Source organism: Alphaproteobacteria bacterium (genome assembly GCA_017308135.1).
In the GTDB taxonomy this organism is placed as follows: domain Bacteria; phylum Pseudomonadota; class Alphaproteobacteria; order CACIAM-22H2; family CACIAM-22H2; genus Tagaea.
The window spans coordinates 97748-120337 of record JAFKFM010000009.1 but is presented as its reverse complement, the minus strand read 5'-3'; the positions used below and the strand labels follow the sequence as shown (position 1 = coordinate 120337).

The window sequence follows — 22590 nt, the reverse complement described above, 5'->3', positions numbered from 1 at the left end:
AACTAAGGAGGAAAAAATGCCTCGTTCATTCGCGGCGTTGCGTTTATTCGCGGCCGCAGCCTTTGCCATGATGTTAGCGCCCGTCTCGGTGTCGGCGCAGATCACGCTCAAGATCGCCGACTCGTTTCCCAAAGGCCATGTCATTTACGACATGGTCGTCGACGTAATGATCCCCGCGCTCGAAGAGGGCGGTAAGATCAAGGTTCAGTACTTCCCCGCCAATCAGCTCGGCCAGATGCGCGACATCATCGAAGCTGCTCGCACCGGTGTTGCCGATATCGCTTACGTGGCGCCGGGCGTCGTTTCCGGGCGCATGCCGGCGTCCAATTTGCTGTCGCTGCCCGGTCAGTTCGAGTCGGGCGAACATTTGGCGCGCGTATTCACGCGTGTTGCAGCCGGCGCATTGAAGCAAGAATACGATCGATTGGGTATTCGGATCATCGCCGCTTCCGGGACGCCGCCCTATCAAATCTTCACCCGCAACAAGCAAGTTCGCCTACCGGCCGACGCGCGTGGCCTTAAGCTTCGTGGTGGTGGCGGCGACGCCGACGACTTCATGCGCGAGCTCGGCATCAGTGTGATCAACTTGCCCGCTTCGCAGATGTACGAATCTCTCCAGAAGGGCGTGATCGACGGCGCCGCATATCTTCAAGCGACAGCTGCCGCAAACCATCTTCAGGAAGTGACCAAGTACGCGACGGAAGGCGCTCCGCTGATGAGTTTGCTGGCGCTCTACTTCGTCGATCAGCAGCGCTTCAACAGCTTTCCGCCTGACATTCAGGAGATCATCCTGAAAGCCGGTGAGAAGTTCGCGATCGCGATGGGTGCCGAGTATGATCGCCGCGACCGTGAAGCTAAGAGCATTTTCACGTCGGCAGGCGGACAGGTGCACACACTGACGCCGGCAGAAATCCGGGCTTGGCAGGATAGCTATCGCGATGCACCGGAGAAGATGATCGCCAAGTTGGAAGGGCGCGGCTTCCGGTACGTGCGCGACGTCTACAACGAATTGCAGAGCGCGCGTGCTGCCATTCGTCCGTCCAACTAATTGATATGGGGAAGGGTATCGGCCGTGATTGATGCATTGGGCAATGCGATTAGATATGCCGAGCGTTCGCTTCTTGTGCTCGCTTGTGTAGCTCTATTCGCGCTGACTTTGCTCACCACGGCTGATGCCCTACTGCGGTACATCTTCAATGCACCGATCACTGGCTCGCACGAACTCGCCGACGAGTTTCTTATGCCAGCGGTCATCTATTTTGCGCTGACTTATGTTTACTCATCCGGCGGCCACATCCGGATCACGATCGTTAGCGACTTGCTGCCCATCGGCATACAACGAGCTTTGTTGTGCATTTGGGACGCGATTGCTGCAGCCGTTTTCGCCATGATCGCGCATGGCGTCTGGCACCGAATGTGGGAGTCCTATGAGTTTCGCGAGTACTCAACGAGTCCTCTCGACTATCTGTTGGCGCCGTCTTACGCGATCGTTGCAATCGGAGCCACGCTGATGGCCATCCGACTTGCGCTCGCTGCGATCACTGCGCGTCATCCAAAGTCCGGCACCCTTTCCTTGGATCATTGAGCATCTCATGCTTGAGTTCAGCGTAATTGGGTTACTTCTTGTTCTACTGATGTTGGGAATGCCGGTGGCGTTCTCGCTGCTGATCGCCGGAACGGTCGGAATACACGCGACGGTCGGATTCTCCGGGATGTATTCTCAGCTATCGTCGACCGCCTACCGATCGGCGGCTGAGTCGACGCTCGCCGCAATCCCTCTCTTCATCCTAATGGCGGAGTTGATGAGCAAGGGCGGCATGGCCCGCGATGTATTCAATGCGGCAAACAAATTCTTTGGAAAGCTTCCAGGCGGCGTGTCGATCGCCACCGTAATCGCCAGCGCGGGATTCGCGGCAGTCTCGGGTTCCAGTACCGCAGCAGCTGGATCCTTGTCGGCAATCTCAATGCCGGAGTTCCGCCGACTTGGTTATGGGCTGTCCGCTGCGACCGGAATTATCGCCGTCGCTGGCACGCTCGCGGTGATGATTCCGCCAAGCATCGCTTTCCTTATCTACGGGATCATGACCGAAACATCGATCGGCCGATTGCTGATTGCCGGCATCATTCCGGGATTGATGACAGCGGCAATTTATTCGATCGGTATCTATATTTGGGCGCGGCTTGAGCCGCAGACATTGCCGCGTGGTGAAGACGCCACGCGCGCCGAGAAGCTGGAGGCTTTGCGCGGAATTTGGGGCTTTCTCGCGATCATTGGTCTCGTTTTTTTCTCGCTCTACGGCGGTGTTGCGACGACGACCGAGACTGCCGCCGTCGCGGCCTTTTCGACACTCGTTTATCTTTCCCTTGCCGGGCGCCTGTCGCCCGCCAAGGTGTGGGAAGCGCTCGTCATTTCGATTCGACTTTCCACGATGATGCTCACCATCGTGATCGGCGCAATCTTGTTTGGCTATTTTCTGACGATCACGCGGTTGCCGCAGGATCTGATCGCTGCGATTGGTGCAAGCGGAATGGCGCCTTGGATGATTTTGGCGATGATCCTGATCGTCTATTTGATCCTTGGTTGCCTGATGGATCAGATCGCGATCCTGCTCATTACCTTGCCGGTCACCTTTCCACTCGTCGTGGCCCTCGGATTTGATCCGATCTGGTACGGCGTCATCGTCGTCAAGACGGTGGAGATTGGTCTCGTGACCCCGCCTGTGGGCATGAATGTATTCGTTGTCAGCGCTGCGACCGGCGTTCCGCCATCGCAGGTATTTCGCGGCACGGGCTACATGCTGATCTTCGAAGCAATCACGTTGGCGCTTTTGCTTTCGTTTCCCGCGCTCTCGACGTGGCTTCCCTCGCAGATGATGAACTGATTATGCAGCCATTAACCGGATTCCGGATCCTCGATCTGACGAAGCTCCTGCCGGGCCCGTGGTGCACGATGTTGCTCGGCGATCTTGGCGCAGAAGTGGTGAAAATCGAAAACCCTTATGGCGGCGACAATGCACGCGCGTCGGCACCTTACTATGAAACGGCGAGCGGTCGAGAGAGCATCTACTTCGCGAATCTCAACCGGAATAAGCGCAGCATCACACTGAACCTAAAGACGGCGGACGGAAAGGCGGCGTTTCTGGCGCTGGCCAAGGATGCCGATGCGGTGGTCGAGAGTTTCCGGCCCGGTACGATGGAGCGGCTTGGTCTTGGATACGATGTTCTGCGCGAAGCGAACCCGCGATTGATCTACGCGGCGATCAGCGGCTATGGCCAGACCGGCGCTGGGCGGGATCTCGCGGGCCACGATCTTAACATCGCCGGATTGACGGGGTTATTGCAGCTGTCGTCCGCGCATACCCCTGTGTTGCCGGGAATTCTCGTGGGCGACTATGCAGGTGCAACGATGGCCATCGCCGGGATTCTCTCGGCGTATATTGATCGCCTACGCCACGGCCGCGGCGCCTTTATCGACGTGTCGATGCTCGATGCCGCCGTCGCATGGACATCCGTGCAAATGACTTGGGCTTTCGCCGGCAGAATGGGTTCTCGGACGACGGGCGCCATCGAAGGATGGGGCGGCAATCCGCGCTACAACATCTATCGCACGCGGGACGGAAAGTATCTGACCGTGTCGCTGCTCGAACGGAAGTATTGGGAGAGCTTTTGCCGTCATTTCGATCGAGTGGATCTGATCGACGCAAACGAGACCGAAGCCGATCGCCTGACGGGCCACCGCGAACGTGGACCTATCTACCGGAAGTTCCTCGAAGATTTATTCGCGCGTAAGGATCGCGACGAATGGATCACCGAACTCGCCAAGTTGCATCTACCGATTTGTCCGTTGTTCACCCTCGACGAGGCCTTCACCGCACCCTTCGGTCGGGAGCGTGGCCATTTTCCGATGATCCCGTTCGACCGGCTGGGAGTCGATATCCCCCAGCATGGCTTTCCGTTTCGGATGACGATGAGCGACGGTGCGGACGCCTTCGCCTGGCGCATGGCGCCGCCGGCGTTGGGGCAGGACAACGAGATGCTTCAGCCGCACGAGTCAGACAATGGTTGATCGCCCGATTCGACCACTTGCGATCGAGATCGCCTCCGGCTTCGGACCTGCGACGGTTGCGGGGAAGCTGCTTGCCGATGTTGGCTATCACGTCGTCAAGATAGAGCCGCCGCAAGGCGATCCGATGCGTGAACTGGCGTCGGCTCGCGCGCGGTTGAATCTATGGGATCTCCTCTGTGGCTCGAAAGATTCGGTCGTTCTCGATATCTCGCGCGGACGATGCGTGTTGGACGTGCTGCTAGACACGGCCGAAGTACTAGTCGTCGATCGCGACGCTTATCGAAGTCTGGATGCCGAAGAGGTAATGCGGCGGGAGAAACTCACAACTTGCGTGGTCTCGGCATTCGGGCTCGACGGACCAATGGCGGACTGGCGCGGCGGCGAGGAAATCGTCCAAGCCGTCTCCGGAATCGTATCGATCACCGGGCATATCGGCGGCAAACCTGTAAGAATCGCAGGAGCAATGCTGACGCACGCGACAGCGAATCTTGCCGCCGCCGCAATTCTGGCAGACGCGACGGCGAAGCGCCGTGGCATGCCCGGCGCACTACTTGACGCGTGCATGTTCGACACCGCGCTTGCTTTTCAGACATCAGCGATTCCTGCATTCTTTATCGACGGGAAGCCGCCCTCGGGAATTGGGAATCGTCATACGATGGCGGCGCCCTGGAACTCGTTCGCATGCCGCGATGGCTGGGTGATCATCTGTGCGGGCAATACACCGACATGGCTGCGCCTATGTGAAACGATCGCTCGCCCCGATCTTGTGGCCGACCCGGCCTATGCATCGCAAGGCGATCGGGTACGCAATGTCGACGCGCTCGAGCGCGAGATCGAATCGTGGACTCGCGTGCGGTCGATCGCGGAAGTCGAGGCGGCGTTCGACGTCGCCGGCATTCCATGCGGACAGATTTTCCCGCTTGAAACGGTTCTCGACCATCCTCAGTTCGCCGCGCGGGCCCTGCTGCGTAACACAGAGGGTCGTCGTATCGCGGGCGGTATCTTCTTTCGTGATGGAACACCACTGCCGGTGCACGCTGGAGCCGCCGATCTAGGCGACGGAACGCGTGCTGTGATGCGCGGCCGCTTGGGCGTACCGGCGGCGCAATACGCGCAATGGCTTGCCGAGGGGATATTGCGCGAACGGGACGAGTGTTATGTCGCTGCCGTTTGAAGGTATCCGTATTCTCGATCTTGGGATCAGTACTGCCGGTCCCTACGCGGCGCGTTTCTTGGCCGACCTCGGTGCCGATGTGATCAAAGTCGAGCCGCTTGACGGCGAGAACGCGCGCAATCTTGGGCTTCGCTTCGGGGGGACGGGATACCTCTATCACGTCAATAACTACAACAAACGAAGTGTGACGCTGGCGGTGCAAACCGCCGAAGGTCGGGCGATGTTTCTCGATCTCGTCAAGCAAAGCGATGCCGTGATCGAGAATTTCGCAATCGGAACGATGGACCGTTGGGGGATCGGCTACGAGCAATGTCGCGCGGTTAATCCGTCGATTATCTATTGCTCGGCAAAGGGATTCGGTGGGAACGGGCCGCTGCGCGACAAGAAGGCATTCGACACAGTCACGCAAGCGATCTCGGGAATCATGCGCTTGACGGGAATGCCTGATACGACGCCATTGAAGGGCGGTCCTTCCGTTTGCGATCTCATGACGGCGACGGCGGGCGCGTTTGCTCTTGCGGCGGCGCTTCAAAGCCGCAAGAGGGGCGAAAGCGCGCTTGTCGATGTCTCATTGTTTGACATGGGAGCGTGGTCGTTGCTCCCGTTGTGGCCCCATTCCGGCGACGCCGATGGTTCGCCATTGAACGCAATCGGCAATGATCACCCGACCGAGTCTCCATTCGGCTCGTTTGATTGCACGGACGGGTCCATCTTCGTGGCGGTCGAGCGCGACGCCCAGTGGCGTGCGCTTGCGATAAAAATCGGCTTGCCGGAAACATGGTCTCGGGAAGTCCGTAAAGCGCAATCCTCGCGTATCGGCGGCGCGCTTCGCGAGTGGGCCGCACCGCGCAGCGCGATGGCTGCCGCAGTAGAGCTTCAGGCCGTCGCGGTACCGGCATCGCCGATCCTCGATCTGTCGAAGGTCGTTGACCTTGAGATCGTGAAGCATCGCAACTTGCTACGCAACGTCACGCATGCTGCCTATGGAACGATTCCATTGATCGGCTCGCCGGTTCCGCGCCGTGACGGTCCGGGCGACGGAATTCGCTGGCCGGCGCCGGAGTTGGGTGCTGACAATGACGCGGTCCTCGGTGACTTGATCGGCAGGTCGGATGAACTCCCTGCGCTGCGCGCGCGTAAGGTTGTCGCATGAGTGGCGTCGTTGGTCGGGGCGAAACGGCGGCGCTCCAGGACATCGTATCGCTCGCCGCGGGGACGTTGAAGAAAGGCATACGCGAAGACGTTTATCACGCCGGTAAGCGTTGCTTGGTCGATTGGGTCGGTCTCGCATTGGCCGGGACGCGCGAAGCGCCGGTTGTTCGCCTGATGGAAGCGATTGATGGCGAAGGCGGGAGCAGCCGCGCGCTTGGTCTGCCTGAAGTCTCATTGACTAGCTACCACGCCGCGCTTGTGATGGGCACATCAAGCCATGCGCTTGACTACGATGATACGGATTTCGTCAATCTGATCCATGTCAGTTCGACGATTTGGCCAGCCATATTTGCGTTATCCCGGCACCGAATGATCGACGCCAATACGGCGATGCTCGCCTTTGTCGCTGGTTACGAGGCCGAGGACCGAATTGGCCATTATCTCGGCCGTAAGCTGACCAAACAGGGTTGGCACGTATCCGGTGTCGTTGGGCATTTCGGTTCCGCCATATCTGCGGGATTGGCGTTGGGTCTTACGTCGGACCGCTTGACGCATGCGGCGGCGATATGCGGCACGGCCGCCTCCGGTCTGATTGCGGCGTTCGGAACGATGTCGAAGCCGCTGCAGCTCGGCCGCGCTGCAGCGGACGGCGTGACTGCCGCGTTGCTTGCGGCGCAAGATTTCAACGGTCCACTAGGAATACTGGATTCCGACCCGGGTATCGGCCGGCCGACGATTGCAGAGCCAGTCCAGGATTGGTCGTACGCACGTGACGAATGGGGAAAGCCCTATGCCGTGCTGCGCAACGCTTTCAAGCCGCATGCGTCTTGCATGATCACCCATCCGATCATCGATGCTGCTGCCGAGTTACGCGCCGAGCTTGCGGCGGCGGGTGCTGGATGGCAGGACGTAACGCATATCGGCGCAAGGGTGAATCCTCTTGTCCCCCATGTCGCTGGTTATACTCACCCGATCGACGGGCTACAGGGAAAGTTCAGCGCCGCTTTTTGCTGCGCTTTGGGGCTTCTCGAAGGACGTGCAACGCCAGAGCTGTTTGACGCCGAGAACGTAGCTCGCCTCGACGTCGCTCACTTTTTGTCGCGAATCGATCTGTCAATCGATCCTGCGGTCGGCGAGCAGCAGGCCGAGATCCGCGTGCATCTAGCCGACGGACGCGATTTTGCGCGAACCGTGACGACGGCTAAGGGCAACCCCGCGAATCCGATGAGTGACGCGGAGTTGTCGGCAAAGTTTCTGGCATTGGCCGAGCCAATTTGGGGCGCTGCGGCTAAGCCGGCTTTGGACGATTTGTGGAACTGGGAGTCGGTGGGCGACATAGGGCGTTGGATCCAACGCGTCGATGTCGCCGCTCCGGGAAGGGCATAAAGCGATGGACTTTTTGATATCCGAGGAACAGCAAAGCATCGTCGACGTTGCGCGAAAATTCGTCGCCGCGGAAGTTGCGCCGCACGTCGAACGCTTCGAGCGCGAGGAAACTTTCGACCGCGAAATCGTGCGCAAGATGGGGGCACTCGGTTTGATCGGCGGCACGATTCCGGAAGAGTTCGGCGGAACAGGTCTCGATCACGTGACTTTGTCGCTGCTTCTTGAGGAATTGGCCTATGTCGACGTGACGACCGCCGTCTATGCGGGGTGGCCGAGCTGCTCGCTGGGGCGGCCGATATTGCTTTACGGAAGTGCAGCGCTGAAAGAACGCTATCTGCGTCCGCTTTGTGCGGGCGAGATCGTCGGAGCGACCGGCGTGACAGAGCCCCATTCGGGTACCGACATCGTGCGCCGAATGGAAACGACCGCGCGTCGCGACGGCGATCATTACATTCTCGACGGCACGAAGATATGGATCAGCAACGCGCGCCATGCGGATTTCTTCCTGACCTACGGGACGATCGACAAATCCAAGGGCATGCGCGGCGTGACTTGTTTCGTCGTCGACAGATCTCTGCCCGGTATCACCGTGCAGCCGATCAAGAATAAGCACGGCGCACGCTCGCAGGAGACGGGGCAGATATTCTTCGATGGCGTCCGCGTGCCGGCCGCAAACCGAATTCTGCCTGAAGGCGAAGGATACAAGGCGCTGATGTGCGGAACGGAGATTGGTCGGCTGGCGTGTTCGGCGCGCGCCAACGGCCAGTTGCGCGCGTGCCTTGATGCCGCGGTGGAGTACGCAAAAACGCGCGAAGTCTTTGGTCAACCAATTGGCCGTTTCGAACTCATTCAAGGCAAGATCGCTGCGATGAAAGTCGCGCTGGAAGCTTCAACGCTGCTTACGCGCAAACTCGCTTGGCTACTCGATCGCGGCGAAACGCGCGTTCAAGAGGCCGCCTCGATCGCAAAACTCTACGCGACGGACTCGCTCATGCGCGCTGCGACCGACGCATATCAGATACACGGCGCCTACGGCGTCGCAGAAGAATACAAAGTCGGGCGGTTTTTCCGCGATGCGAAGATCATGCAGATCTATGACGGCGCCAACGAGATACATCAGCAGATCATCGGCGAATGGGAGCTTGGCTATCGTCAGCCGCGTCACGCCTGAGGGGAGCGAGGAAGATATGGAAGAGCAAATCAAAGTTAAAACCGTTCTGATGCGCGGCGGCTCCAGCAAGGCCGTGTTTCTCGATGCGCGCGATGTTCCGAAGGACGAGGCGGCACTTTCACGTTTTCTGCTGGCGATTTTTGGCAGCCCAGATAAGCGGCAGATCGACGGTCTCGGCGGTTCGGATTATCTCACCAGCAAATGTGCCATCATGGGGCCGCCAACGCGACCGGATGCCGATATCGACTACAACTTCGTTCAGGTCGCTGTTGAAAGCCCGATCGTCAGTTACGACATCAATTGCGGAAACATCTCGTCCGCTGCGGGCGTTTACGCGATCGAAGAAGGTTATGTGAAGCCGCAAGGCGAGATGACGATCGTGCGCGTGCATAACACGAACACCGGTAAGATCCTGCGAATGAAGATCCCGACCAAGGGCGGCCGTCCGCAGGTCGAAGGTGACTTCGCCATTGATGGTGTGCCCGGGACGGGCGCGGAGATCGCCATGGACTTTTCGGCCACTGCGGGGGCCGCATCCGGCCGGTTGCTGCCCACTGGGAACGTCAAGGATCGGATCGAACTCGAGACGATCGGCAAAAGCGTCGACGTCTCGATCGTCGACGTCGCCAATATGTGCGTATTTGTGGCGGGTGAGTCGATGGGTATGACGGGCGCGGAGCGCCCAAACACTGTGCCGGTGAAACTTCTCGATGCGCTCGAGGAGCTTCGCGGCAAGGCGTATGCGCGGTGCGGAATCAACGCGCCGAGCTATCTCTTGCCGTTCCAAGTCGTTGTGGGGGGGCCGCAAGAGTATGAGAACTTTCTACATCCCGAACCGGTGCCTGCCGATTCAATGGACGTGACCGCACGCCTATATGTAGATCGCACAATGCACAAGGCGTATGCCGGGACAGGTGCGACTTGTTTGGCCGTTGCGGCGCAGATTCCCGGCACGGTCGTGAACGAAGTCGCTCGCAAGGAACGCCAAGGCAACCAAGTGCGCATCGGACATCCTAGCGGGACGCTACCGATTGTCGCCAACGTGTCTCCCGCGGCGGATGGGTGGAAAGTTGATGAGGTGTTGTTCTCGCGTACCGCCCGTCGTCTAATGGAAGGCCAAGCCTATATACGCCGTGCGCGCCTATAGCCACAGTACGGCTTGCATTCGGTGATACATCGTCGCAGCGATGCTTCGATCATTCGATAAGACAATCAAAAGCTCAACCGCATTGGATGGAAATTTGTCGGTCGGTTGATAGGCAGAATCTATGTGTTTGCGAGAGTTTCCCGCAGTTCGAAGCCTGAGCTGCAGGAGAGCCTATCTCCAAAAACTGATTTCACGAGATCTTTGCGCAAGATGACAAGGTAGGGGTCACAGGTTCAATCCGTGTAGCGCCCGCCATCCGGACCATCTAGCGAATCCCCTTGCTGATATCGCGGCAGGTCTCGCGCACCAGCTTTGCGACTGCGGCGTGTTTGGGCGTTTCCTCGTGCCGGTTGAGATACGGCACGACGATGCTCGCGATCGCATGGTGGTTCCGATCGAGGATCGGCGCGCCGATATCGGTGATGCCGACAACGTCACGGCTTTCGGCGATCAAGTAACCCTGCTTGGCGAGTTCATCGAGCTGCTCGTTGAGCTTGCGCGGGTTCGGCGTGGATTGCGCGACCGCCAAGCCTTCCGCAATCATCTGTGCGCGCCGTGCAGGATCCTGGAAGGCGATAATCAAACGGCCGGATGTCGCTTCGACCGACGGGCGGCGATAGCCTAAGCGCAGCGAGAATACAATCTCCGCCCGGCCCGCCGTAGTCGCGATGACGACCGTCTCGCCCTTCGCGAGCACAACGAGATGCGCCGATTGTCCGCAAGCGTCGCTCAAGCGCTCCATCGCCGGCACCGCGATCTCGACCAATTCGCGCGGGCGCGGCGTGCGGATACCGATTTCGAACAGCCGGTCGGTCAACGTTAGTTCGTCGCTTGCCGCATCGCGGCGCAGATAGCCATGTTCGACGAGCACGAACACCATGCGGAAGATTTCCCCCTTCGATCGGCCGAGCTTCTCCGCGATCTCGCGCGTCGAGATCGGCTTGCCGATCGAGGCGAGCAATTCGAGGATTTCCAGCCCTTTTTCGAGTGCGGGCGCCGAGTAGGCGTTCCGGGTGTCGCCGCTTTTCGATCCTGACTTACGCATCCCCATCACCGATCGTTGGTTTACATATGCATCTTGACTTCATATTTGAACCGGCCATAGTCTGATGTCGGTTCGATGCTCGCGGACAGGAGATAACGCAAGCGGCCTGTATGCGCAAAACATCGACCGCAACAAAAAGCGATGCCGAAACGGCACGCGTAACCGACAGGGGGCAGGGGCGATGCGCAAACTGGCGAAAGCAGCATTCACGGCGTTGGCCGTATTCGCGGCGGGCCTTATCGGCGTTAGCGAGGCGCGCGCGGACAGGCTTGCGGACATCATCTCGAAGGGCGTGGTGCGCATCGGCGTGCCGCTCGACGTGCCGCCGTTCGGCTCGCAGGACGCCAACCGCAACCCGATCGGGTTCGACGTCGAACTCGCCGAAATGGTCGGCAAAGCGCTTGGCGTGAAGGTCGAGCTTCAGCAGATCACCGGCGCCAACCGTATTCCGTTCCTGCTGACCGACAAGGTCGATATCGTGATTTCGGTGATGGGCCTGACGCCCGAGCGCGCCAAGCAGATCACTTTCACGGCGCCCTACGCCAACACCGATCTCGCGGTCTACGGGCCCAAGGCGTCGCCCGTGACGTCGGCCGCTCAACTCGGCTCGGCGCGCGTCGCCGCCGCCAAGGGCACGACGCAGGAAACGGCGCTGACCGCCATGAACGCGCGCGCGACGATCATGCGCACCGAAGACGACGCGACGGCCGCCGCCGCCTACATCTCCGGCCAAGCCGATCTGCTTGCGACCAACAGCATCGTCGCCAACGCGCTGGCCAAGCAGAACCCGAACAAGGAGTTCGAGCGCAAGTTCGTTATTCGCCGCAGCCCGGCCCACATGGGCGTGCGCATGGGCGAGTTGAACCTCGCGCGTTGGCTCGACGGCTTCATCCTGTTCAACACGATGAACGAAGAACTCGATCGCCTGCATCGGAAGTATCTCGGAATCGCGATGGATCCGCTGCCGAGCCTATAACGCAAACGACGCGGGAGCCGGCGGCTATCGCCGGCTCCCCGCATTCCTTCCGAATTTCTCTCCTATGCGCAACGACGCGCAATCCAGCCGCCGCCCGGAAAGACGTCGAATATGGGTATCCCCGTCGCAGCCCGTCCCTCTACCGCCTTCACGAACGTCGATCTCGGCCGTAACGGCAAGCAGATCGGCTTCGTGATGATCCCGCATTCGCCGCATGACGATGCGTGGGGCGTGACGCAAGTTCCCTTGGCGGTGATCGCGAACGGTACGGGGCCGACGGTCATCCTCGAAGGCGGCAACCATGGCGACGAGCACGAAGGACCGATCACGATCGGCGAGTTGATTCGCGATCTCGATCCCGGCGAGATCCAAGGCCGGCTGATCCTGATGCCGGCGAACAACGTGCACGCTGTCGTCGCCGCGCGGCGCGTGTCGCCCGTGGACGATCTCAACTTCAACCGTACCTTTCCCGGCGATCCGACCGGGTCGATCACGCAGCAAATCTCGGCCTATGTCGCCGATCATATTTTGCCGCTGGGCGACGCGTTTCTCGATTTGCACTCCGGCGGTTCGTCGCTGGATATCGTGCCCAGCGCAATCATCGAGCCCTCGGCGGATCATGCGCTCGCCAAGCGCAACGCAGCCGCTGCGCTGGCGTTCGACGCGCCGCTGACGGTCGTCATCGCCAATCTCGGCGATCCGCGCACGGCCACCGCCGCGGCGTGCCGCGCGGGACTCGTGACCATGGGCACAGAGATGGCCGGCGGCGGACGCGTTTCGATCGACGCGCTGGCGATCTGCCGGCGCGGCGTGCGCAACGTGCTGGCGCATCTGGGCGTCATTGAAGCGCCCAAGGCGCCGCCGCCGCGCGCCGATCGAATGATCCTCGAATTGCCGGGGGCGGCGGCCTATGTCTTCGCGTCGGCCGAAGGTGTGTTCGAGCCGTTCCACGCGCACGGGACCAAGGTCAGCGCGGGGCAACCCGCCGGCCGCATCCATTGCACCTGGGATCCGGGCCGCGCACCGGTGACGTTGAACTACGCGTCGGACGGGATCGTCTACGGCTTGCGCCAGCCCGGTCGCGTGCGTCCGGGCAATTGCTGCATCGTCGTCGCGACACCCTATAAGGGGCCCGCGCTGTGATCGGCATCGCGCAGATCGAAGCCGCGCGCACGCGGATCGCCGGCTATGTCCGCAAAACGCCGGCGATCGTGCCGCTGGGTCTCAAAGAACCGCTGCCGGTCGATTGCAAAGTAACGCTGAAGCTCGAATGCCTTCAGGTGACGGGTTCGTTCAAGGCGCGCGGCGCCATGAATCGCTTGTTGTCTTGCACGCCGGAGCAGATTGCGGCGGGGATCGTCACCGCGTCGGGCGGCAATCACGGTCTGGCGGTCGCGCGCACGGCTTTCGCCGCCGGCACGCGCGCGACGATCTTTCTGCCGAAGAACGTCTCGCCCGCCAAACTCGCCAAATTGAAGGACTGGGGGGCCGATGCGCGGATCGTCGGCGACGCATGGGACGAGTCGAACGCCGCGGCGCTCGATTTCGCCAAGGCGAACGGCGCGACTTACTTCCATCCGTTCTCCGATCCCGACGTCGTCGCGGGGCAAGGCACGCTTGGCCTCGACATTCTCGACGACATGCCGGATATCGACACGATCCTGATCGCGATCGGCGGCGGCGGTTTGATCGCGGGGCTTGCGACCGCTATGCGCGCGCGCCGTCCCGATATCCGCATCGTCGGGATCGAACCGGTGGGCGCACCAACCTTGCGCGCTTGCCTGGACGCCGGGCGTTTGGTCGGCCTCGAGAAGCTTTCCACGCGCGTGCCGACGATGGCGTGCCGCAAGACCAGTCAGGAAATCTACGACCTCGTGCGCGGCTCGGTCGATCGGATCGTGCTCGTCGATGACGACGCGATGCAGGATGCCGCGCGCTGGCTGTGGTTCGAACTGGGCGTCGCCGCCGATCTTTCGGGGGCCGCGTCCATCGCCGCTCTGCGCACCAAGGCCGCCGAGCTCGGCGAAATGCGCCATGTCTGCGCGCTGATCTGCGGCGCCGGTCCCGAGGGCATCGAGACATGAGGGCGCCGTGAACTACACCTTCCAATTCCGCGACATCTTCGCGGCGTGGGAGTTCCTCGCCGAGGGCGTTCTGACGACGCTGCATCTGTCGATCGTCACGATGGTGTTCGGCTTGGCGATCGGCGTCGCGGGTGCGGCCGGACGCCTCTACGGCGGCCCGATCCTGCGCGCGGCCATCGGCACCTATGTCGAAGTGATCCGCAATACGCCCCTCCTGGTGCAGTTGTTCATCGTCTTCTTCGGCCTGCCGAGCATCGGCTTGCGGCTGGACGCGCTGACGGCCGCACAGATCAGCCTGGCGATCAATCTCGGCGCCTATTCGGTGGAGATCGTGCGCGCGGGCTTGCAGGCCATTCCGCGCGCGCAGATCGAGGCGGGGCATTCGCTCGGCCTCTCCGGCTTCCAAGTCTTCCGCTATATCGTGCTGACGCCCGCGTTGAAGATCATGTTCCCGTCGCTCGCCAGCCAGTTCATCCTGCTGATGCTGGCGACCAGCATCGCCTCGCAGATCGCGGTGCACGATCTTTTCCACGCCGCGTCGATCATCCAGTCGCGCACCTTCCGCGATTTCGAGGTCTACACCGTCATTACGGTTCTCTATCTCGGCCTCGCGCTGTTGCTGCGCGGCTTCTTCGCACTCGTTTACAGGGCGGCGTTCGGAAACCGATGATCCGGGAATTCGCCTTTATCGACTTCCTCTATCTGGTTGCGGCGATCCGTTGGACGCTGCTGCTGTCGCTCGCCGCGTTCGCGGGCGGCAGTTTGATCGGGCTCGTCGTCGCCGTTTTGCGCGTGTCGAATGTCGCGCCCTTGCGCTGGCTGGCGGCGGGTTACGTGCAGATCGTCCAGGGCACGCCGTTGCTGTGCATCCTGTTCGTCTTCTTCTTCGGCCTTTCGATCATCGGTCTCCCGGTTCATGCCTGGATCGCTGCGACCTTCGCGTTCTCGATCTACGCGGGCGCGTTCCTCGGCGAAATTTGGCGGGGTGCCTTGCAATCGATCCCCAAGACGCAATGGGAAGCGGGCGGCGCGCTCGGCCTCAGCTACGCGGAACAATTGCGCTATGTGATCGTACCGCAAGCAGTACGCGTTTCGATCCCGCCGACGGTGGGCTTTCTCGTGCAGCTCATCAAGAACACCTCGCTCGCGGCGACGATCGGGTTCATCGAGTTGACGCGCGAAGGTCAATTGACGACCGCGTCGACCTTCCAGCCTTTCGCCGTCTACTGCACGGTCGCGACCCTCTACTTCCTGCTTTGCTTCCCCTTGACCCAGCTGAGCCGAGTCCTGGAGCGGAAATACAATGTCGCTGGTTGAAATCCGCAATGTCACGAAGCGCTACGGCGCGCTTACGGTCTTGGACGACGTCTCGCTCGACATCGAACAAGGTGAGATCATCTCGATCATCGGCCGTTCGGGTTCGGGCAAAAGCACGCTGCTGCGCTGCATCAACGGCTTGGAACAGATCCAAGGCGGGTCGATCACGGTCGACGGCGTGCGCCTGGGCGATCCATCGACCGATCTGCGCAAGCTGCGCCAGCAGGTCGGGATCGTGTTCCAAAGCTACAATCTCTTCCCCCATCTATCGGTCGCGCGGAATATCACGCTGGCGCCGACAGTGGTGAAGAAGACGTCCGACGCCGAAGCGCGCAAGATCGCGCAAAACGTGCTGCGCCGCGTCGGCCTCGAAGAGAAGATCGACGCTTTCCCGCAGCAGCTTTCGGGCGGCCAGCAGCAGCGCGTCGCGATCGCCCGTTCGCTCGCCATGCATCCGAAGATGATGCTGTTCGACGAAATCACCTCCGCACTCGATCCCGAACTGACGGGCGAGGTTCTGAAGGTGATCGAGGATATGGCGCGCTCGGGCATGACAATGGCCTTGGTGACGCACGAGATGGCGTTCGCGCGCCGCATCGGCACGCGCGTCATCTTCATGCACAAGGGAAAGATTTGGGAGCAGGGCCCCGCCGGCGAGGTTCTGACAAAACCCAAAACCAACGAACTCGCCACCTTCCTCAACGCCGTTCTGCATTGATCCAAAACAGGGAGACCCACATGCCTCGTATGCTGAGAAACTTCCTCGCGGCCCTCGTCGTGGCCGCGATCGGTATCGCGGACGCTTCCGTCGCGCGCGCCGACAAGCTCGCCGACATCATCCAGAAGGGCGTCGTGCGCATCATCGTGTTCGGCGACGTGCCACCCTTCGGCTTCACCAATGCCAATCGCGAACTCGAAGGATTCGACGTCGATCTCGCCAAGAAGATCGCCGAGGCGCTGGGCGTGAAGCTGGAATTGGTTCAGGCGACCGCCGCCAACCGCATTCCCTATCTGCTGACGGACCGCGCCGACATGAATGTCGCGGCGATGTCGGTGACAGCCGAGCGCGCGCGCCAGGTGATGTACAGCGCGCCCTATGCCGACACGTCGCTGTCGGTCTACGGCCCGAAGAACGTTGCCGTGAAGGCGCCCGGCGATATCGGCCGCAACAAGGTCAGCGTCGCCAAGGGCACGACCGAAGATCTGGTCCTTACGTCGCTCGCCCCGCGTGCCGACATCATGCGCACGGAAGACAATGCGACCGCCGTGCAGGCCTATCTTTCGGGCCAGTCGCAGCTTCTGGCGGCCAACAGCGTCGTGGTCGTCGACCTCGCCAAGCGCAATCCGAACAAGGAATTCGATTTCAAGTTCTCGCTGCGCCGCGCGCCCGCCCATGTCACGATCCGTATGGGCGAGCATAATCTGCTGCGTTGGCTGGACACATTCATCTTCCAGGCGACACTGAACGGCACGCTCAACGAACTGCATGTCAAGTGGCTGGGCGGCCCGATCGTCGAGCCGCTGCCGCCGCTCTAAGCCCTATCGCCGATCCGCCGCCGGTTCCGAACGGGGCCGGCGGCGTCGGCTCGATCGCCGGAACGCCCCAATGTCGAAGCACGATTTCGAACTTTCCGAATTCCAGGACCGCCGCCGCCGCGTTCACGACGCGATCGCCGCCGCGGGGCTCGACTGGTTCGTGGCCTTCCACCCGGTCACGATCCATTGGCTGACCGGTTCCGACGCCAAAAGCTATCAGGAATTCCAGTGCCTGGTCGTGCCGGCCAAGCCGGGACCGTTGACGGTGCTGACCCGCGAAGGCGAAGTGAACGAGTTCCGCGACGACGCCCATGTCGACGACATCGTCGGTTGGGGCGGGGGTATCGTCGAAGACCCAATTCCGCGTTTCGCCGCACTCGCAGAAAAGCTCGGCCTGCTGCGCGGCCGCGTGGGCATAGAGGTGCCCGGCTATTACCTCCATCCGCATCATTATCTGCAACTGCGCGACGTGCTGGGCAGTGCTTTGGTTGCCGAGCCGTCGAACCTCGTTCACGATTTGAAGATCGTCAAATCGCCGGCTGAGTTCGCCTATATCAAGCGCGCGACGCGTTTCGCCGACGACGCGATGAATGTCTTCCGACGCGAGCTGAAGGCCGGCCGCAGCGAACTCGCCGTCGCGGGCAAGATCCTGGACGCACTGCTGTCGGCGGGCAGCGGGATCGCCGCTAGTCCGATCAATCTCGTCTCGGGCGAACGCTCGGGGTTCAGCCATGGCGCACCGACCGAACGCGTGATGCGGGATGGCGATTTTGGCAGCGTCGAATACGGCGCCACGTGCCGTCGCTATACGGCGACGATCGGCCGGCAATTTGTGCTCGGGGCGCCCACGCCCCGCATGCTTGAGATTTACGATGTCGTACGCCGCGCGTCGGACTCATGTATAGCCGCGATTCGCGACGGCGTGCCAGCGGTCGTACCGCACGAAGCGGCGCGCAGAGTTATAGTTGATGCCGGAATGGAGCAGGGCCGTGTCCACACCAGCGGTTATGGCTTGGCGCCCGGTTTCCCGCCGAGTTGGGGCGAGCCGCTTCATATGCTCGATAAAAGCGACTACGTGCTGAAGGCCGGTATGGTTGTGACGATCGAGCCACCGGTGTTCTTGGGTGAGGAGTTTCTCGGCGCGCGGATCATCGACAACGTGCTTGTCACGAAGGACGGCTGCGAATTGTTGTCGCGCAGTTCGCGCGATCTGATCCGAGTGGGTTGAGCGGCGTTTGCTGATGCGACCCGGCGACTCCCGCAATTCGATCTTCGACTTGCGGGAAATCCCTACACTCAACCAATTTCAGTTATGCGGTGTCGGTGTACGTTGGCATGGTAAGTGGTACAGGTTTAGACTTCTGTAGCGCCCACCATCCGGACCTCCTGAAAATTCAGGCGATGCATTCGTTTGTAGCTAAGTCGCCGTGCGTTTGGAGCGCAAAGCGGGCTTGCTCGGCGGTGGCGATCCGGCGCCTGGCGGAAAAGTTTCGCGCGCGACATCCATCATCGCGCGCACGACGCGGCGCCCGCGCTCGCTGTTGAGGCAGGCGATGTAGTCCATCGGGCTCATTCGCGCGTCGGTCAGTTCGAGCGTGGCGAAGCGCGTGTCGCCTTTCGCTTCGACATGCCAAATGACACCCATCCCCAAGCCGGCGGCAACGGCACCCAGCACGCCTTCGCGTGCACCCAGTTCCAGCACGACGCGCGGCTTGACGCCGGTGCGCGCCAAGGCGGCATCGAGTTCCTTTTGCGTATTCGAGCCTTCTTTGCGCATCACCATCGGTTGGCCGTCGAGTTCGTGGATCGACACCGACTTGCGCTTCGCCCAGCGATGCCCGTGCGGCACGATCAGGACCGGGCTATGCCGCCAGATCGCCAGCGCCTCGAACGCCGGATCGCCGCCCACGCTCGGCAGAATGCCGATATCGACGCGCCGTTCGATCAGCTCGTCGCGCACGAAACGCGTGCTGCCCAACGTCACCGACAACTGCACGCGCGGATAAAGCTCCATGAATCGCGCGAACAAGCCCATGACGATATGCGCACCGTCGGCGGCGACGCGCAAACGCCCGCCGGTCAGCGCGCGCGACGCGGTCAGCATTTCGCGCGCCGCGTCCTCCAACTCGAACAGGCGGGTGGTCGTGTCGAACAGCGCCCGTCCCGTTTCGGTGAGTTCGACGCGTCGTCCGATACGGTCGAACAGACGCACGCCGTAGGCGCGTTCGATCCCCGTGATCTGGATCGTCAACGCCGGCTGCGTGAGGCCGAGCGAAGCCGCCGCCTTTGAAAAACTACCTTCGCGGGCGATGGCGTCGAAGGCGCGCAGCTGCGTGATCTTCATGATCCGATATTCTATTACATAAAAAATTTTATGTTCAATGAAGATCACTATTAATTTGTTTTGTATGCTGCGTTGCCACAGGCTTTTCCCAACAGGGAAAGGCAAAAACGTGATCGATAAATCGGGTCGCGACGAGGCATTGGCCATCGCCAAGCGTTCGCGCGAGGAGAGTGTCGCGGCCTTGGCCGCTCTGGTCCGCATTCCGAGCCTGACGGGCGAGGAAGAAAAGGCCCAGCTTCATATGGCCGATACGCTGCGCGGAATGGGGGCGGAGGTGCTCGAGGCCGAGCCCGACGTGGAGAAGCTGTTCGAGCGCTTCCCCGAAATCGCGCAGTACCCGACCCATTGGCAGCACGATCTGATTTTGCCCTATGCCGAATTGCCGTCCTATGCGGCGCTACGCGAAAGCGGGCTGGAGGACGTCCTGAATTACGCGCGCCGTCCGAATGTGGTCGGCGTCATCAAGGGCACGGGCGGCGGGCGCTCGCTGATCCTCAACGGCCATATCGACACGGTGACGATCGAGCCGTCGGACGAATGGACGCGCGATCCGTTCGGGGCGGAGATCGTCGACGGTATGATGTACGGACGCGGCACGTCGGACATGAAAGGCGGCTTGATGGCCGCGATCATGGCGATGACGTTCCTGAAGCGCGCGGGCGTGCGCCTGCGCGGCGACGTCATCATCCAAAGCGTCGTCAACGAGGAGCACGCGGGCAACGGCACGCTCGATCTCGTGCGGCGCGGCATCACGGCCGACGCCGCCGTGGTGCTGGAGCCGACGAACAACACCGTCGCCGTCAGCCATCCCGGCGGCCTTTATTGGCAAGTGAAGGTTCCCGGCCGCGCGCGTTCGCCGGGTGCACGCTGGTCCGCCGCCGGTCAGGACGGCGTCAGCGCCATCGAAAAACTGCCCGTCGTCATCGGCTCGCTGCTCGATCTCGAGAAGCGCTACAACGCGGCCGTCAACGACGATCCGATGGAAGCGGGGCGCGCGCCGTTCTCGCTGGTTATCGGCAAGATCGCGGGCGGACATTACGAGACGGTGACCGCCGGCGAAGTCACGATGCGCGGCGGTGCCTATTTCGCGCCGGGGGCGGGCGAGATCGTCGACGTGATGGGCGAATTCCGCGGCGCCATCGCGCGCGCCAATCAATCGGACGAATTCCTGCGCGAAAACCAAGCGCGCGTCGAGTTTCTGCACCACGACGACAGCACGCGCCAAAGCCCGCAGATCCCGGTCGCCACGTATATGTGCACCGTTTTGAAGGATCGCGGCGGCCAGGGCCACGTCTGCGCCGGGCCGTTCTGCTGCGACATGCGTCACCTGGTGAATCAGGGAAACATCCCCTCGATCATCTTCGGGCCGGGCACGATCGCGCAAGCGCATAAGCCCAACGAACATATCGCATTGGCCGAATATCTCGACTGCATCGAACACTTGATCGACTTCGTGTTCGCCTGGTGCAATCAGAGTCCGGGCGACGCGACGGAACCTTCCGCTTCATTCATTCCCAACCGATAGAGAACAGGAGGCTCGCGTCATGGATTTCAGAAACGCAATGTTGGCCGCGATGGCCGGCGCGGCGATGATCGCCGCTTCGGCCGCCGGCGCGCAGCAGCCGCAGACCGGCGGCACGCTGACCTACACGTTCCATCCCGAGCCGACCGCGTTGTCGACGATTTCGACCACCGCCGTGCCGGTCGCGATCATCTCGACCAAGCTCTACGAAAGCCTGCTCGAATACGAAGGTGCGGGCATGACGCCCAAGCCGGGCCTCGCCGAATCGTGGTCGATCTCGCCCGACAATCTCGTCTACACGTTCAAACTGCGCTCGGGCGTGAAGTGGCACGATGGCAAGCCCTTCACCAGCGACGACGTCAAATTCAGCGTCCAGGAAATCGCGCTGAACTACCATTCGCGCGGCCGCACCTATTTCGGAGCCGTCGATTCGATCGAGACGCCGGACGCGACGACCGTCGTGTTCAAGCTGAAGCAGCCCGTGCCGTTCTTCCTGCGCGCCTTCCAGGCGAGCGAAACGCCGATGATGCCGCGCCACGGCTTCACCGAGCAGGACATCGCCGAGAAGCGCGTTCGCCAAGCGCGCATCATGCAGGAGCCGATCGGTACGGGCCCGTTCAAGATGAAGGAATGGCGCCGCGGCAGCCATATCATCCTCGAACGCAATCCCGATTACTGGAAGCCGGGCAAGCCCTATCTCGATCAGGTCGCCTTGCGCGTTCTGCCCGACGGCGTGGCGCGCGCCCTCGCGGTCGAGAAAGGCGAAGTCGATCTCGCCCCGCAATCGGCGTTGCCGCCGTCGGAGATTCAGCGTCTGCGCACCGTGCCGAGCTTGGTCGTGTCCGACGACGGCAGCGAAGGCCTCGGTCCGATGATGTGGCTCGAAGTCAATCTGCGCGAAAAGCCGTTGAGCGACGTGCGCGTTCGCCAGGCGATTTCGATGGCGATCGACCGCAAGCGTCTGGTCGACGTGATCTGGTTCGGCGCCGGCAAGCCCGCGCGCGGGCCGGTCGTCAGCGGCAATCCGGCGCATTTCGACGCGTCGCTGCCGGAATTCGAATACAATCCCCAGCGCGCACAGCAATTGCTCGACGAAGCGGGCTATCCGCGCCGTCAGGGCGGGGTGCGTTTCCGCTTGACCCAGAACTTCCTGCCCTATGGCGAGGAATGGGTCCGCCAGGGCGAGTATATCCGCCAGGAGCTGGGGCGCATCGGCATCCAAGTCGAAACGCAGAGCGTCGATATGGCCGGCTGGCTGCGTCGTATCTACACCGACTGGGATTACGACTTCACCAGCAACTTCACGCATAACTATTCAGACCCGACGATCGGCGTGCAGCGCGCCTTCATCTCGACCAGCATCCAGAAGGGCGCTTCGTTCAGCAACTCGATGAACTACTCCAACCCGCGCGTGGACGAGTTGTTCCGCCGCGCGGCCGCGATCCCCGACGGGCCGGAACGCAAGGCGATCTGGAACGAGGTACAGCAGATCCTGCGCGCGGATCTGCCGGTGATCTTCCTGATCGAGATCGGCTTCACCCATGTCTGGAACCGCCGCGTCCAGGGCCTGATCGTCAACGGCATCTCGATGTATTCGAACTGGGACTCGGTGTGGCTCCAGCGTTGAGCGTCGTCACGGTCCCCGTCGTCGCGGCGTTCGCGCCGCGGCG

General features: G+C 61.5%; 21 protein-coding genes. 19 read left to right on the top strand and 2 right to left on the bottom strand.

What is annotated here, in order from left to right; translation table 11 throughout:
* Positions 1-16: 16 nt before the first annotated feature.
* Genes dctP through J0H39_13685 form a run of 9 tightly spaced genes read left to right on the top strand, consistent with a single transcriptional unit; the run spans position 17 to position 10096 of the window.
* A complete protein-coding gene (gene dctP / locus J0H39_13725; protein MBN9497810.1) occupies positions 17-1048 on the top strand; it encodes a TRAP transporter substrate-binding protein DctP in 1032 nt (343 codons plus the stop codon).
* Positions 1049-1072: 24 nt separating this feature from the next.
* Positions 1073-1585 carry a TRAP transporter small permease gene (locus tag J0H39_13720; GenBank protein MBN9497809.1) on the top strand — a complete coding sequence of 171 codons (513 nt, stop codon included), beginning with the start codon at positions 1073-1075 and terminating at the stop codon, positions 1583-1585.
* A gap of 7 nt (positions 1586-1592) precedes the next feature.
* The gene (locus tag J0H39_13715; protein ID MBN9497808.1) at positions 1593-2882 is read left to right on the top strand and encodes a TRAP transporter large permease; all 1290 of its coding nucleotides are present in this window, start codon (positions 1593-1595) and stop codon (positions 2880-2882) included.
* A complete protein-coding gene (locus J0H39_13710; protein ID MBN9497807.1) occupies positions 2855-4066 on the top strand; it encodes a CoA transferase in 1212 nt (403 codons plus the stop codon). Before J0H39_13715 ends, J0H39_13710 begins: the two co-directional genes overlap by 28 nt.
* Positions 4059-5240, top strand: coding sequence for a CoA transferase (locus J0H39_13705; protein MBN9497806.1), 1182 nt, complete (start codon positions 4059-4061; stop codon positions 5238-5240). The genes J0H39_13710 and J0H39_13705 overlap by 8 nt, the downstream gene beginning before the upstream one ends.
* Complete coding sequence (locus J0H39_13700) at positions 5224-6393, top strand: CoA transferase (GenBank protein ID MBN9497805.1); 1170 nt, start codon at positions 5224-5226, stop codon at positions 6391-6393. The genes J0H39_13705 and J0H39_13700 overlap by 17 nt, the downstream gene beginning before the upstream one ends.
* On the top strand, positions 6390-7778 hold the full coding sequence (locus tag J0H39_13695; GenBank protein MBN9497804.1) for an MmgE/PrpD family protein: 1389 nt from the start codon (positions 6390-6392) through the stop codon (positions 7776-7778). The genes J0H39_13700 and J0H39_13695 overlap by 4 nt, the downstream gene beginning before the upstream one ends.
* Positions 7779-7782: 4 nt before the next feature.
* Positions 7783-8949 carry an acyl-CoA dehydrogenase family protein gene (locus J0H39_13690; protein ID MBN9497803.1) on the top strand — a complete coding sequence of 389 codons (1167 nt, stop codon included), beginning with the start codon at positions 7783-7785 and terminating at the stop codon, positions 8947-8949.
* A 16-nt stretch (positions 8950-8965) separates the two neighbouring features.
* Positions 8966-10096 (top strand): 3-methylitaconate isomerase, encoded by a 1131-nt coding sequence (locus J0H39_13685; GenBank protein ID MBN9497802.1) that lies wholly within the window; start codon positions 8966-8968, stop codon positions 10094-10096.
* 265 nt (positions 10097-10361) lie between these two features.
* Here the strand turns inward: J0H39_13685 and J0H39_13680 are convergent, their stop codons facing one another.
* Positions 10362-11141: an IclR family transcriptional regulator gene (locus J0H39_13680; GenBank protein ID MBN9497801.1), complete on the bottom strand. Its 780-nt coding sequence runs from the start codon at positions 11139-11141 to the stop codon at positions 10362-10364.
* 181 nt (positions 11142-11322) lie between these two features.
* Between J0H39_13680 and J0H39_13675 the strand changes: the two genes are divergently transcribed.
* The 8 genes from J0H39_13675 to J0H39_13640 all read left to right on the top strand — a co-directional run bounded on the left by J0H39_13675 (position 11323) and on the right by J0H39_13640 (position 18282).
* Entirely contained in the window at positions 11323-12117 is a 795-nt protein-coding gene (locus J0H39_13675; GenBank protein MBN9497800.1) for a transporter substrate-binding domain-containing protein, read from the top strand.
* 111 nt (positions 12118-12228) lie between these two features.
* Positions 12229-13260: a succinylglutamate desuccinylase/aspartoacylase family protein gene (locus J0H39_13670; protein MBN9497799.1), complete on the top strand. Its 1032-nt coding sequence runs from the start codon at positions 12229-12231 to the stop codon at positions 13258-13260.
* The gene (locus J0H39_13665; GenBank protein ID MBN9497798.1) at positions 13257-14201 is read left to right on the top strand and encodes a pyridoxal-phosphate dependent enzyme; all 945 of its coding nucleotides are present in this window, start codon (positions 13257-13259) and stop codon (positions 14199-14201) included. Before J0H39_13670 ends, J0H39_13665 begins: the two co-directional genes overlap by 4 nt.
* A 7-nt stretch (positions 14202-14208) precedes the next feature.
* Positions 14209-14871, top strand: coding sequence for an amino acid ABC transporter permease (locus tag J0H39_13660; protein ID MBN9497797.1), 663 nt, complete (start codon positions 14209-14211; stop codon positions 14869-14871).
* Positions 14868-15518, top strand: a complete 651-nt coding sequence (locus J0H39_13655; GenBank protein MBN9497796.1) for an amino acid ABC transporter permease — start codon at positions 14868-14870, stop codon at positions 15516-15518. Before J0H39_13660 ends, J0H39_13655 begins: the two co-directional genes overlap by 4 nt.
* Complete coding sequence (locus J0H39_13650) at positions 15505-16236, top strand: amino acid ABC transporter ATP-binding protein (protein ID MBN9497795.1); 732 nt, start codon at positions 15505-15507, stop codon at positions 16234-16236. The genes J0H39_13655 and J0H39_13650 overlap by 14 nt, the downstream gene beginning before the upstream one ends.
* Positions 16237-16256: 20 nt before the next feature.
* Positions 16257-17054: a transporter substrate-binding domain-containing protein gene (locus tag J0H39_13645; GenBank protein MBN9497794.1), complete on the top strand. Its 798-nt coding sequence runs from the start codon at positions 16257-16259 to the stop codon at positions 17052-17054.
* Between the two features lie 70 nt (positions 17055-17124).
* A complete protein-coding gene (locus J0H39_13640; protein ID MBN9497793.1) occupies positions 17125-18282 on the top strand; it encodes an aminopeptidase P family protein in 1158 nt (385 codons plus the stop codon).
* A gap of 189 nt (positions 18283-18471) precedes the next feature.
* On the opposite strand, the gene J0H39_13635 is transcribed toward J0H39_13640, so the two are convergent.
* On the bottom strand, positions 18472-19398 hold the full coding sequence (locus J0H39_13635; protein MBN9497792.1) for a LysR family transcriptional regulator: 927 nt from the start codon (positions 19396-19398) through the stop codon (positions 18472-18474).
* Between the two features lie 109 nt (positions 19399-19507).
* Here J0H39_13635 and J0H39_13630 point away from each other — a divergent pair, with 109 nt between their 5' ends.
* The gene (locus tag J0H39_13630) at positions 19508-20923 is read left to right on the top strand and encodes a M20/M25/M40 family metallo-hydrolase (protein ID MBN9497791.1); all 1416 of its coding nucleotides are present in this window, start codon (positions 19508-19510) and stop codon (positions 20921-20923) included.
* Between the two features lie 19 nt (positions 20924-20942).
* On the top strand, positions 20943-22547 hold the full coding sequence (locus tag J0H39_13625; protein MBN9497790.1) for an ABC transporter substrate-binding protein: 1605 nt from the start codon (positions 20943-20945) through the stop codon (positions 22545-22547).
* The last annotated feature ends 43 nt before the right edge of the window (positions 22548-22590 follow it).